Origin of the sequence: Streptomyces sp. BR123, assembly GCF_013401435.1 — a bacterium.
Classification (GTDB): domain Bacteria; phylum Actinomycetota; class Actinomycetes; order Streptomycetales; family Streptomycetaceae; genus Streptomyces.
In genome coordinates, this window is record NZ_JACBGN010000015.1 from 1 (window position 1) to 12,966 (window position 12,966).

The following is a 12,966-nucleotide window of genomic DNA, read 5'->3' on the forward strand; positions in this document are numbered from 1 at the left end:
GGCCGGGGGTGGGCCCGGATCCCGGGCTGGCCGGTTAATGGCCATGAGATTCGCGCAGGCCGGTTTCCGGCGGCGCCGCTCGATGTTTCGCGCCCGTGACGAAGAGGTCGGACGTGTTACGCGCCCATGAACGCGTCGTTCAAGGGGACCGGCCGCGGCAGCACCCGGGAGTCCTGGCTGGGGGAGCCTGATCGGGCTTCACGGGGTGTCTGCCGCGGCCGGGGCCTCGGGGGGCGGCCGGGCGGGGCCGTCAGACGGCCTCCGCGGCCTCGGGGAGGCGGGTGGCGAGGTGGTCGGTGAGCCGGACCACCTCGGCGACGTCGCCGTACTCACGGGCTGCGGTGTCGACGGTCTTCCGCAGCCGGTTGTTCACCCTTTCGGACCGAATCTTTCCGGCCACTTCGAGGGCGCGGTCGACGAGGACGACGGCCTGCTCGGGCTCGCGCTGGAGCAGGTGCACCGTGGCCATGCCGATGAGGTTGAGGGCGTAGGAGCGCTGGTGCACCTCGTCCTTGCCGAAGAGTTCGACGGCCCGCTCCATGACCGGTTCGGCGAGGGAGGCGTACATGGGGCTGCGGCCTGCGACGTAGGCGAGGTCGCGGTAGGAGTGGGAGTTCTCGCCGTTGAGCTCGGCCTCGGTGAAGAAGCGGATCCAGTCGGGCTCGGGCTCGGCGGCGAAGGCGATGTCGCCGAAGGTGTCCTCGGCCATGCGGACGGCCCGCTTGCAGCGGCTGGGCTGGCCCATGTTGGCGTAGGCGCGGGCCTCCATCGCATACAGCATGGCCTGGGTGCGGGGGCCGGCGCAGTCGCGGCTGCCGTACTGGGCGAGGTGGATGAGCTCCAGGGCGTCCTCGGGGCGGCCGAGGTGGATCATCTGGCGGCTCATGTTGGAGAGGATGTACGAGCCGAGGGGCTTGTCCCCGGCCTCCTTGGCGGCGTGCAGCGCGAGGACGAAGTACTTCTGCGCGGTGGGGTGCAGACCGACGTCGTAGCTCATCCAGCCGGCGAGTTCGGCGAGTTCGGCGGCGACTTTGAACAGCCGCCTCATGACGGGGGCCGGGTGGGCCTCCTGGAGCAGGTCGGTGACCTCGTGGAGCTGGCCCACGACGGCCTTGCGGCGCAGTCCGCCACCGCACTGGGCGTCCCACTGGCGGAACATCACGGTGGTGGCTTCGAGGAGGTCGAGTTCCGGTCCGGACAGCCGTGGCGGGCGGTGGCCGCTCAGCGCACCGCCGGAGCCGGGGTCGCGGACGGCCGGGTCGGCGGGCGGGGCCGGGACCAGCCAGCGCTGCATGGGCTCGATGAGGGCCGGGCCGGCGGAGAGGGCGAGGGAGGTCCCGAGGAAGCCGCGACGGGCCAGCATGAGGTCGCTGCGGGAGAACTCGCCGAGCAGTTCGACGGTCTGGGGGCCGGCCCAGGGCAGGTCCACGCCGGAGACGGAGGGGGTCTGGTGGGCGGTGCGCAGGCCGAGCTGCTCGATGGCGACGACCGAGCCGAACCGCTCGGAGAACAGCTCGGACAGGATGCGCGGGACGGGCTCGCGGGGCTGTTCGCCGTCGAGCCAGCGGCGCACCCGGGAGGTGTCGGTGCTGATGTGGTGGGCGCCCATCTGCCGGGCGCGCCGGTTCACCTGACGGGCGAGTTCGCCCTTGGACCAGCCGCTGCGCACGAACCAGGAGGTCAGCTGTTCGTTGCGGGCGGCCGGGCCCGGGATATCCGGTTCTCCGCTCGTTCCGCTTGCGCCGTTGCCGCTCACTGGAACGCCCCCATCCGCTCAGTTTGTCCTCACGAAACCCTGGCCGGGGCGGCGGGCGCCGCCGGGGACCTTCACAGGTCCTTCACGCCTTGCCTCCGGCATAACCACATTCGGGTCCGCCGTTCGGGTTCGTGCACCGAAAGTAATCCTACGATCACCCCGAGAGCGAGCCCGATCGTCGAAACGCCACCATTCGCCACCCCTTCACTTGGAGAAGCCGACCGCCAGGCGCGATTCACTGGGCAGCGAGCCAAAAACGATCGGTTGGACGGGAGTGCGCTCGGGGCGCGCGCGGCGAGGAGTGCGCCGGGCGTATCGCCGGAAACCGGACCCGGCCCGCACCCGCCGACGTCGTAACCACCGGCGCATCCAACCCGTTGGAGGGGGCATGGGCATGGGCTTCACGATCGGCAGCAGCCGCAGCACCAAGGAATTCCGCTCCGGCGCCCGGCGCCGCGGGCGGACGTCGGAGTGCACGGCGGTGGCGGAGTACACCGGACTGTGGGGCTGGGACGTGGTTCCCGGTGCCCGGGCCGCGGCACCCGCCCGCACCTGCTCCTGCGGCCGCGCGGACTGCCCCGCGCCGGGCGCCCACCCCCTGCCGCTCGCCCCCACCGTCAGAGCGGGCGCCACCCTGGACGAGGTCACCGCGGCCTGGGGCCAGTACCCGGGTGCGGCGGTCCTGCTGCCGGTGGGCCGCGGCTTCGACGTCATCGAGGTGTCGGAGGAGACCGGCCGCCGGGCGCTGGTCCGGCTGGAGCGGATGGGCCTGCCGCTCGGTCCGGTCACCGCGACCCCGGACGGCCGGGCCCAGTTCTTCGTGGCCCCCGGCGCGGCGGCCGAGCTGCCGCAGCTGCTCTACCGGATGGGCTGGGACGACGCCGACCTGGACCTGCGCGCCCTGGGGCAGGGCGCCTTCGTGACCGCCCCGCCGTCCGATCACGCGGGCCTCGGCCCCGTCGGCTGGCTGCGCCCGCCCGCGCTCGACTCCGCGGGCAACCCGCCGCAGGCCCGGCTCCTGCTGGGCACGCTCGCGTACATCTGCCACCGGCTGCGGCGATAGCACCGCAGCCGTGCCCGGCGGGCTGCCCCCCCCCCCGGCACGAACGGCAGCGCCCCCGCGTTCCGGGCGGAACGCGGGGGCGCCGGCATGCGTACGGGGCTCAGTCGCCGATCAGGGCGTCGACGAAGGCCTCCGGCTCGAAGGGAGCCAGATCGTCCGGACCCTCGCCGAGGCCGACGAGCTTGACCGGGACGCCGAGCTCGCGCTGCACGGCGACGACGATGCCGCCCTTGGCCGTGCCGTCGAGCTTGGTGAGCACGATGCCGGTGATGTCCACGACCTCGGCGAAGACACGGGCCTGGGTGAGGCCGTTCTGCCCGGTGGTCGCGTCGAGGACGAGCAGGACCTCGTCCAGCGGGCCGTGCTTCTCCACGACGCGCTTGACCTTGCCGAGCTCGTCCATGAGGCCGGTCTTGGTGTGCAGCCGGCCGGCGGTGTCGATGAGCACCACGTCGGCGCCCTCCGCGATGCCCTCCTTGACCGCGTCGAAGGCGATCGAGGCGGGGTCGCCGCCCTCGGGGCCGCGCACGGTGCGCGCGCCGACCCGCTCGCCCCAGGTCTGGAGCTGGTCCGCGGCGGCGGCGCGGAAGGTGTCGGCGGCGCCGAGCACGACGCTGCGGCCGTCGGCGACGAGGACGCGGGCGAGCTTGCCGGTGGTGGTGGTCTTGCCGGTGCCGTTGACGCCGACGACCATCACCACGCCGGGGGTGTCGGTGCCGCTCTCCGTCTTCACGGCGCGGTCGAGGTCGGTGCCGATCAGGGTCAGCAGCTCCTCGCGCAGCAGGGCGCGCAGATCGGCCGGGGTGCGGGTGCCGAGGACCCGCACCCGCTCGCGGAGCCGGTCGACCAGCTCCTGCGTGGGGACGACGCCGACGTCGGCGACGAGGAGGGTCTCCTCGACCTCCTCCCAGGTGTCCTCGTCGAGGTGCTCGCGGGACAGCAGCGTGAGCAGCCCCTTGCCGAGGGAGTTCTGCGAGCGCGCGAGCCGTGCGCGGAGCCGGACCAGGCGGCCGGCCGTGGGCTCCGGCACCTCGATCTCGGGGGCGGGAGCGGCCTGGGCCGGGACGACCGGGGCCTCGGGGGCCGCAGGGGCCGCCGCCTCCGCCTCGGGGAGTACGACCTCCTCGATCGTGCGGCGCGGCTCTTCCGCCGTCGTGGCGGCGTCCTCCCCCACCTGCGGTTCGGCGGGCGGGGCAGTGATGGTCGGCGTGCTCGGCGGCGCCGGGGGCGGCAGCTGCTTCTTCTTGCGGCTGCCGACCACGAGCCCGCCGGCCACGACGACCGCGACCAGGGCGATGAGTAGAGCAATGATGAGGATGTCCATAGCGAAACTCAGTATGCGCGACCCGGTCGCCGGGCCCGGGGCATCCCCGCTCGGGCCGCGGCTGCGCCGCGGCCGGGTCCGGCCCGTCCCCCTCTCCGGCCATCCGCCGCGGTTTGTACCTTTCAGGCGTTAACGGCAATGATGGGCGACTCTCTGCACATCACCCCATCGGAGCACGTATGCCTGCCGAGTCCGCCGACGGCGCGATAGAGACCCGCGGTCTGGAGCCCGTACCCGACGAGGAGCGCACCGGTCGGGTCCGCGAGCTCTTCCCCACCTGGGTCGCCGCCAACATCAGCGTGCTGCTGCTGACCATGGGCGCCGGGCTGGTGATCTTCAACGGGCTGAACATCTGGCAGGTGCTGGTCGTCGCGGTGACCGCACCCGTGGTCTCGTACGGGCTCGTGGGCCTGATCTCGATCGCCGGCCGACGCGGCGGCGCACCCGGCATGGCGCTGTCGCGGGCGGTGTTCGGGCAGCGCGGCAACCTCTTCCCCGGGGCGCTGATCTGGATCGCCCGCTGGGGCTGGGAGACCATCAACGCGGTCAGCGGCGCGTTCGCCCTGCTGACGGTCCTGGACCTGCTGTTCGGCGTGCGGAAGAACACCGTGCTGATCGTGGTCGCCCTGCTGCTGTTCGTCGGCTGCACCTTCCTCGTCTCCGGGCTCGGCATCAGCGCCCTGCGCGTGTGCTCGACCTGGTCGACGTACCTGTTCGGGGCGTTCAGCCTGCTGGTGCTGGGCTGGCTGGTCGCCGCCACCGACTGGTCCGCGGTGTTCGGCAAGCCGGCGGGCTCCACCGCCATGATGGTCGCGGGCATCGGCACCATCGCCGCCGGCGGCATCAGCTGGGTGCCGTCCGGCCCGGACTTCACCCGCTACCTGCCGCGCACGGCGTCCACCAGGGGGGTGGTCGGCACCACCGTCGGCGGTGCGGCCGTCGTCGTCATCCCGATGGTGCTGATGGGCGCGGTCATGGCGGTCGGGACCCCGGACCTGGCCTCCGCACAGGACCCGGTCTCCTTCATCGGGCGCCTGCTGCCCGCCTGGATCGCGGTCCCGTACCTGCTGATCGCGCTCGTCGGCATGCTGCTGATCAACTCGATGTCGATGTACTCGGCCGGGTTCACCGCCCAGACCCTCGGCATCAAGGTGCCGCGCGCGGCCGCGGTCAGCGTCAACGCGGCGATCAGCCTCGTCTTCGGCTTCCTGCTGATGGTCGTCGCCACCAGCTTCTTCGGTTCGTTCATCTCCTTCCTGACGCTGCTGGCGGTGGCCTTCTCCGCGTGGATCGGCGTTTTCGGCGTGGACATGCTGCGCCGGACGTCCTACGACGGGGCCGCGTTGCTGGACACCTCGCGCACCAGCGCCTACTGGTACCGGGGCGGGTACGCCTGGCAGGCCATGGCGGCGTGGGGCGCGGCCCTCGCGGTGGGGCTGCTCTTCACCCGGGTCGACTGGTTCGCGGGCCCCCTCGCCGACACCTGGATCGGCGCGAACGGCCTGGGCTGGGTGGCCGGCATCCTCACCTCCGGCGCGCTGTACGCCGTCCTGCCGCGCACCCCGCAGGCGGTGGCGGAGCCGGCGGCCGCGGAGGGCGTGCGGCCGCAGGCGGAGGCCGGACGGCCGGAGCGGGCGGCGTCCCTGTCCGGCTGACGCACCGCTCCCCGGTACGCGGCCCTGTCCAACTGACGGCCGGTCAGCTACCGTCCCCCTTCGCCCGCCCACCCGCATCCGGCGAAGGGGGACCTCCTCATGCCCGCCACCGTGGCCCGGTTCAACCTCGTCGATCCGCACGGCACCCCCGGGAGCCTCTCCGCCCGCTACCGGGCCGCCCTGGAGATGGCGCGGTACGCGGACGACGGCGGCGTCGACACCGTCCAGACCGAGGAGCACCACGGCACGGACAACAACTGGCTGCCGTCGCCGTTCGCGTTCGCGGGCGCGGCCCTCGGCGCCACCCGGCGGATCTCCGTCACCGTCTCGGCGGTCATCGGCCCGCTCCACGACCCGCTGCGGCTGGCCGAGGACATCGCCGTCCTGGACCTGCTGAGCGGCGGCCGGCTCGTCACGGTGGCGGGGATCGGCTACCGGCCCGAGGAGTACGAGCAGCACGGCGTCGACTGGGGCCGGCGCGGTCGGCTCCAGGACGAGCTGCTCGAAACACTGCTCGCGGCCTGGACGGGCGAGCCGTTCCGCTTCCGCGGCCGTACGGTGCGGGTGACCCCGGCACCCTTCACCCGGCCGCACCCGCTGCTGCTGGTCGGGGGCGGCTCGCGGGCCGCGGCGCGCCGCGCGGCCAGGTTCGGGCTGCCGTTCTTCCCGAGCGCGCACCTGCCGGAGCTCCGGCAGTACTACACGGAGCGGCTGGCGGAGTACGGCACGGAGGGCTTCTGCCTGATGCCGGCGGCCGAGACGCCGCTGCTGCACATCGCCGAGGACCCGGACCGCGTATGGGCCGAGTACGGCGGCTGCTTCCTGCACGAGGCGGCCTCGTACGCGTCCTGGCAGACGAAGGAGGTCCGCAGCGCGGTGCGGTCGCGCGCCCGGACGGTGGAGGAGCTGCGCGCGGAGGGCGTGTACCGCGTGCTGACCCCGCACGAGGCGGTCGCGTACGCCCGGGCGGCGGGCGAGGCGGGGAACCTGGTGCTGCACCCGCTGTGCGGCGGGATGCCGCCGGACGAGGGCTGGCGCAGCCTGCACCTCCTGTGCGAACAGGTGCTGCCCCGGCTCAGGGACTGAGCCGGGGCAGCACCCGGTGCGAGAGGAGTGGGGGTTTTGGCGGGGGTGGTTACCCCATCTCCTCCAACGCCTTGCCCTTCGTCTCCGGCACCCACTTGAGGACGAACGGAATCGAGAGCAGGGCGAAGCCGGTGTAGATCATGTAGGCGCCGGACAGGTTCCAGTCCGACAGCGTCGGGAAGGTGACGGTGACGAGCCAGTTCGCGACCCACTGGGCGGCCGCGGCGACGCCGAGCGCCGCGGCACGGATCCGGTTGGGGAACATCTCGCCGAGGAGCACCCAGACCACCACGCCCCAGGAGAGGGCGAAGAAGAGCACGAAGGAGTGCGCGGCGAGGAGGGCGACGGTGCCCTGGGTCTCGGGGATGGAGATCTGGCCGCCGGCCTCGGTCTTGTACGAGAACGCCCAGGCGGCGGCACCGAGGGAGACGGCCATGCCGGCCGAGCCGATCAGCGCGAGCGGCTTGCGGCCGATCCGGTCGACGAAGACCATCGCGATCACCGTGCCGACGATGTTGATGATCGACGTGGTGAACGAGTAGAAGAACGAGCTGCTCGGGTCGATGCCGACGGACTGCCACAGCGAGGAGCTGTAGTAGAAGATCACGTTGATGCCGACGAGCTGCTGGAAGACCGACAGGCCGATGCCGACCCAGACGATGGGCAGCAGGCCGAAGCGGCCGCCGAGCAGGTCCTTGAAGGTGGACTTGTGCTCGGAGCGCATGGCGCGGTCGATCTCGGCCGCGCGCACGTCGGTGTCGATGCCGGAGCCCTCGACCTCGGCGAGGACCTTCTTGGCCTGCTCGGTGCGGCCCACCGAGATCAGGAACCGCGGGGACTCGGGGATGGCGAAGGACAGCAGGCCGTAGAGCACGGCCGGGATGACCATCACGCCCAGCATCCACTGCCAGGCTTCGAGCCCGCCGAGCTCCCCGCGCTGCTCGCCTCCGGCCATGTTGAGGATGCCCCAGTTGACGAGCTGGGAGACGGCGATGCCGATGACGATGGCGGCCTGCTGGAAGGAGGCCAGCCGACCCCGGTACGCCGCCGGGGAGACCTCGGCGATGTAGGCAGGGCCGATGACCGAGGCCATGCCGATGGCGAAGCCGCCGATGACCCGCCACACGGCCAGGTCCCACAGGGCGAACGGCAGGGCCGAGCCGATCGCGCTGGCGGCGAACAGGACCGATGCGATCTGCATGCACCGGATGCGGCCGATCCGGTCGGCGATCCTGCCCGCGGTGGCCGCGCCGATCGCGCAGCCGATCAGCGCGGCGGCGATCACCTGCGCCAGCGCCTCGGACCCGATGTCGAAGCGGTCCCGGATCGCCTCGACGGCGCCGTTGATCACGGCGCTGTCGTAACCGAAGAGGAAACCGCCCATCGCGGCGGCGGCGGTGATGAAGACGACGTGCCCGAGGTGCTCGGGGTGGGCGGCGCGTCCGCTGCTCGCGGGCGGCGGCGCTGCGCTCCTGCTGCTCAAGGTGTGCTCCTGCGTGCCCGGCTGCGGCGGCGGGCGGGTGTGGTGGGGTGGTGCTTCCAGTGGCGCACAGCCGAAGATCCGGCACCACTCGAATGGATAAGGCGGCGGAGCGAGCTTATGTGTTCAGTTCTTGAAGTCAATAGGGGGAGACGAGTCCACAGGATGGAGAATGCCCGGAGATGACGCGAGAGCCCCCGAGAGGAGCACTTCACTTCTTGAAGCGAAAGGGGGTCAGCGCAGCCGCTGGCTGATCACCTTGGAGACGCCGTCGCCCTGCATGGATACGCCGTAGAGGGCATCGGCGACCTCCATCGTCCGCTTCTGGTGCGTGATGACGATCAGCTGCGAGCTCTCCTGGAGCTCCTGCATGATCCGGATCAGCCGCTGGAGGTTGGTGTCGTCGAGCGCCGCCTCGACCTCGTCCATGACGTAGAACGGGCTCGGCCGGGCCTTGAAGATGGACACCAGCAGGGCGACCGCAGTCAGTGACCGCTCGCCGCCGGAGAGCAGCGACAGCCGCTTGACCTTCTTGCCCGGCGGCCGGGCCTCCACATCGACGCCCGTGGTCAGCATGTTGCCGGGGTCGGTGAGGACGAGCCGGCCCTCGCCGCCGGGGAAGAGCCGCGAGAACACGCCCTCGAACTCCCGGGCGGTGTCCTGGTAGGCCTCCGTGAAGACCTGCTGGACCCGCTCGTCGACCTCGCGCACGACCTGGAGAAGGTCGGCGCGGGTCTTGCGGAGGTCTTCGAGCTGCTCGCTGAGGAATCTGTGGCGCTCCTCCAGCGCCGCGAACTCCTCCAGTGCGAGCGGGTTCACCTTGCCGAGCTGCTGGTAGGCGCGCTCGGCGGCCTTCAGCCGCTTCTCCTGCTGTGCCCGGACGAACGGCCCGGGCCGGTTGCGGGGGTGCTCCGGGTCCGAGGGGAGCTCCTCCCCCTCGGCGGGCGGGCTCGGCTGCACCGGCTGGTCGGGCCCGTACTCGGCGACGAGGGCCGCGGCCTCGACCCCGAACTCCTCCAGGGCGCGGCCCTCCACCTGCTCGATGCGCAGCCGCTTCTCGGCCCCGAGGACCTCCCCGCGGTGGACGGAGTCGGTGAGCTTGTCCAGTTCGCCCTTGAGGTCCCGGCCGCGGCCCCGCGCCTCGGCCAGTTCCCGCTCGCGCAGCGCCTTCGCCTGCTCGGCGGCGGCGCGCTCCCGATCGGCGCGGCCCAGGGAGACGCCGAGGTGGGCGAGGAGCTGGCGGGCGCCGTCGGCAACGGCCCGGGCCACCGCGGCCTCGTGCTGCAGCCGCCGGCGGCGGCGCTCGGCCCGCGCCCGCGCCTCGCGCTCGGCGCGGGCGCCGCGGTCGAGCGCGTCGGCCCGGCCGGCCAGGCCCTTGACCCGCTCCTCGTGGGTGCGCAGCTGGAGACGGGCCTCCATTTCGGTCTGCCGGGCGTTGGCCCCGTCGGCGGCGAGCCGGTCGCGCACGGCGGTGTCCGGCTCCTCCTCCACCGGCATCTCCTCGGCGGCGGCCAGCCGCTCGGCGCATTCCTCCACCTCGGCCAGCGCCTGCTCCAGCGCCTCCTGCGCCTTGGCCGCTGCAGCCGCCGTACGCTCCGCCTCGCCCGCGGCGCCCTTCGCCTGTCCGGCGAGCCGCCCGAGCTGCTGGGCCACCCCGGCCCGGGCCTGCTCCGCGGCGCGGCGCCGCTCACCGGCCTCCTCGACCCGCGCCGCGCGCTCGCGGCGCAGCTCCCGGGCGGCCTCCTGGGCCTCGCCGAGCTCCTTGCACTGCCCGTCCAGCCGGTCCAGCTCGGCGGCCGCCTCGTCGACGGCCGCCTGTACCTCGATCAGGCTGGGGGCGGCCGCGGAGCCGCCGTGCGCGTGGTGCGCCCCGAGCACGTCCCCGTCGAGGGTGACGGCCACGGCGTCGGGCTGCGCGGCGACCAGCGCCTCGGCCTCCTCCAACGACCCGACGAGGACGTACTCCCGCAGCACCCGCCCCACGGCCCGCACCAGCCCGGGCTCGCCGCGCACCACCTCGGCCACGGGCGTCCCCGGCCCACCGGCCGTCCGGCCTCCGGTGGCGTCCGCTGCATGCGCCGAGACGGCGCCACCCGAGGCCGCGGCATTCGGGAGGGCGCCCGGGCCCGGTGTCCTGCCGGCGGATACATCCGGGGCGGGCGCCGAGACGGCCGCGCCCGAGGCGGCCGGAGTGGCCGGGTCCGGGGCGGCCGGGTCCGGAGCGGCCGGGTCCGGGGACGGGGTGGTGGCCGGGGACGGCGTGATCAGGAAGGCGGCGCGGCCCGCGTCCGATGCGCGCAGGTGGCGGATGGCTTCGGCGGCGGCGCCGGGCGAAGCCACCGCCACGGCGTCCGCCGCGGCGCCGAGGGCCGCGGCGACGGCGGCCTCGTGGCCCGGGGTCACCGTCAGCCGTTCCGCGGCGGGGCCGAGGAGTCCGGCCAGCCGTTCCTTCGCGGCGAGCACCGCCCCGGTGCCGTCCTTGCGGCGCAGCCCGAGCGCCAGCGCGTCCCGGCGGGCCGCGACCGCCGCCCGGGAGCGCTCGGCGGCGGTGGCCGCGTCCCGTGCCGCCGCCAGGGCGGCCTCCGCGGCCGCCAGCTCCGCCCGCGCGGCCTCGTACGCGCCGTCCCCCTCCGGCTCGTCGAGCCCGCCGACCTCCTCGGCCAGCGCCTCGTACTCCGCCTGCGCGGCACCCGCCCGCTGCTCCGCCTCGTCGCGGGCCGCGACCAGCCGGTCGATCCCGGCCTGCGCCGCCTCGGCCCGGGACCGGGCCGCCCCCAGCCGCCCCGTCAGCCGGGCCAGGGTCTCGCGCCGGTCGGCGATGGCCCGCGCCGCGTCCCGCAGCCGCCGCTCCTCCTCGGCGAGGGCCCGCTCCAGCTCGGCGCGGTGCTCGACCGTGTCCTCCAGGGCCCGGGAGGCCGCCTCCAGAGCGGCCGTCAGCTCCGCCTCCTGCTCGCGGATCCGCACCGCCTCGCGCTCCATGTCCTCGGGGTCGCGGCCGCGCCGCTCCTCCTCGGCCGGAGCGGTGGCCGACTTGACCCGCGCCTCGGCCAGCGACATCGTGCCGCGCACCCGTTCGGCCAGCTGTGAGAGCTCGTACCAGGTCTGCTGCGCCCGCTGGAGCCGCGGCGTGAGCTGCCGCACCGTTTCCTCCAGCTCCGCCTCCCGCCGCAGCGCCCCGGCGAGCTGGGCCTCGGCGGCCTCCTTGCGCTCCTTCAGCGCCGCCTCGTCGGCGATCTCCGCCTCCAGGGCGGTGCGCAACGCGACGAGGTCGTCGGCGAGCAGCCGCAGCCGGGCATCCCGCAGGTCGGCCTGGATCACGGCCGCCCGCCGGGCCACCGCCGCCTGCCGTCCCAGGGGCTTGAGCCGGCGGCGCAGCTCGTCGGTGAGATCCTGTACGCGCGCCAGGTTGGCCTGCATCGCGTCCAGTTTCCGCAGCGCCTTCTCCTTGCGCTTGCGGTGTTTGAGGACGCCGGCGGCCTCCTCGATGAAGGCGCGGCGGCCGCCCGGGTCGGCGTGCAGGACGGAGTCAAGCTGTCCCTGGCCGACGATGACGTGCATCTCGCGGCCGATGCCGGAGTCGGAGAGCAGCTCCTGGATGTCGAGCAGCCGGCAGGTGTCGCCGTTGATCTGGTACTCGCTGCTGCCGCCGCGGAACATGATCCGGGTGATGGTGACCTCGGCGTACTCGATCGGCAGGGCGCCGTCGGAGTTGTCGATGGTCAGCGAGACCTCGGCCCGCCCGAGCGGTGGCCGCCCGGTCGTCCCGGCGAAGATGACGTCCTCCATCTTCCCGCCGCGCAGGGACTTGGCGCCCTGCTCCCCCATGACCCAGGACAGCGCGTCCACCACGTTGGACTTCCCTGAGCCGTTGGGGCCCACCACGCAGGTGATGCCGGGCTCGAACCGCAGGGTGGTGGCGGACGCGAAGGACTTGAAGCCTCGCAGGGTCAGGGACTTGAGGTGCACGCCGCCGGACTCTACCTGTCGCTTTCGGTTTCACCCATGAAGGTGCAGGGCACAAGAGACGTCAAGGAATTCGGCTCCGCAAAAGGAAAGAAGGGACGCCGGAGCGTCCCTTGCAGATCGTGCGGGGCTGGAGTCGAGCTGACGAGTGAGCGCGGATCAGGTGAGCGCAGGCTCCGCCTGGGGTACGTCGATGTCGATGCGGTCCAGCAGCGAGTCTCCGTGCTGAGCGGCGGCCGCGTTCAGCGCGTCGTTTTCGGACTGAATCCGTACGAGCTCGGACTCAAGGTCCTGGACGCGCTGCTGAAGCCGTCGCATCTCGGCGAGGAGTCGCGGGTCGGAACCGCCGACGTAACCGAGAAGCGCCTTTGCCATGATGGATGGTCCTCCACACTGAGTGACCGACCGAAGCGGTGTGGGTCGTGAGGGAATCGCACCCGCGGATGTCCGACAGCGACGGCCAGTCACTGCGCTTACTACTCCATCACTGCCAAACAGCTCAGGTGCGCGGGGCTTCCAGCGTCTCACCAAAAAGTTTGACGGTCAACACGATCACGCCCCGTATCGCCGGGCCGCCCGACTCTCCCGGGGAGCGTGGAGATCGTCCGCATCTTCGAGCGTTCCACGGTTCCGCGCCCC

General features: G+C 73.2%; 8 protein-coding genes. 3 read left to right on the plus strand and 5 right to left on the minus strand.

The features are described 5' to 3' along the window. Positions 1–250: 250 nt before the first annotated feature. Positions 251–1,714: a hypothetical protein gene (locus tag HYE82_RS04235; protein ID WP_179172597.1), complete on the minus strand. Its 1,464-nt coding sequence runs from the start codon at positions 1,712–1,714 to the stop codon at positions 251–253. A gap of 436 nt (positions 1,715–2,150) precedes the next feature. Here HYE82_RS04235 and HYE82_RS04240 point away from each other — a divergent pair, with 436 nt between their 5' ends. Beyond that, entirely contained in the window at positions 2,151–2,819 is a 669-nt protein-coding gene (locus tag HYE82_RS04240; RefSeq protein ID WP_179172560.1) for a bifunctional DNA primase/polymerase, read from the plus strand. Positions 2,820–2,919: 100 nt separating this feature from the next. Here the strand turns inward: HYE82_RS04240 and ftsY are convergent, their stop codons facing one another. Next, positions 2,920–4,143 (minus strand): signal recognition particle-docking protein FtsY, encoded by a 1,224-nt coding sequence (gene ftsY, locus HYE82_RS04245; RefSeq protein WP_179172561.1) that lies wholly within the window; start codon positions 4,141–4,143, stop codon positions 2,920–2,922. Positions 4,144–4,322: 179 nt separating this feature from the next. Here ftsY and HYE82_RS04250 point away from each other — a divergent pair, with 179 nt between their 5' ends. Further along, the gene (locus HYE82_RS04250) at positions 4,323–5,798 is read left to right on the plus strand and encodes a cytosine permease (protein ID WP_179172562.1); all 1,476 of its coding nucleotides are present in this window, start codon (positions 4,323–4,325) and stop codon (positions 5,796–5,798) included. Positions 5,799–5,897: 99 nt separating this feature from the next. Further along, the gene (locus HYE82_RS04255) at positions 5,898–6,884 is read left to right on the plus strand and encodes an LLM class flavin-dependent oxidoreductase (protein WP_179172563.1); all 987 of its coding nucleotides are present in this window, start codon (positions 5,898–5,900) and stop codon (positions 6,882–6,884) included. A 49-nt stretch (positions 6,885–6,933) separates the two neighbouring features. Here the strand turns inward: HYE82_RS04255 and HYE82_RS04260 are convergent, their stop codons facing one another. The 3 genes from HYE82_RS04260 to HYE82_RS04270 form a co-directional block, all read right to left on the minus strand. Beyond that, positions 6,934–8,367: a sugar porter family MFS transporter gene (locus tag HYE82_RS04260; RefSeq protein ID WP_179172564.1), complete on the minus strand. Its 1,434-nt coding sequence runs from the start codon at positions 8,365–8,367 to the stop codon at positions 6,934–6,936. 231 nt (positions 8,368–8,598) lie between these two features. Then, complete coding sequence (locus HYE82_RS04265) at positions 8,599–12,330, minus strand: AAA family ATPase (protein WP_179172565.1); 3,732 nt, start codon at positions 12,328–12,330, stop codon at positions 8,599–8,601. 156 nt (positions 12,331–12,486) lie between these two features. Beyond that, the gene (locus tag HYE82_RS04270) at positions 12,487–12,702 is read right to left on the minus strand and encodes a hypothetical protein (RefSeq protein WP_030162422.1); all 216 of its coding nucleotides are present in this window, start codon (positions 12,700–12,702) and stop codon (positions 12,487–12,489) included. Between the last annotated feature and the right edge of the window lie 264 nt (positions 12,703–12,966).

Excerpts from the sequence above, each read along its gene's own strand:
- HYE82_RS04240 (WP_179172560.1), top strand. The coding sequence starts at position 2,151 with ATGGGCTTCACGATCGGCAGCAGCCGCAGCACCAAGGAATTCCGCTCC.
- HYE82_RS04255 (WP_179172563.1), top strand. The coding sequence starts at position 5,898 with ATGCCCGCCACCGTGGCCCGGTTCAACCTCGTCGATCCGCACGGCACC.
- HYE82_RS04270 (WP_030162422.1), bottom strand. The coding sequence starts at position 12,702 with ATGGCAAAGGCGCTTCTCGGTTACGTCGGCGGTTCCGACCCGCGACTC.
- ftsY (WP_179172561.1), bottom strand. The coding sequence starts at position 4,143 with ATGGACATCCTCATCATTGCTCTACTCATCGCCCTGGTCGCGGTCGTC.
- HYE82_RS04250 (WP_179172562.1), top strand. The coding sequence starts at position 4,323 with ATGCCTGCCGAGTCCGCCGACGGCGCGATAGAGACCCGCGGTCTGGAG.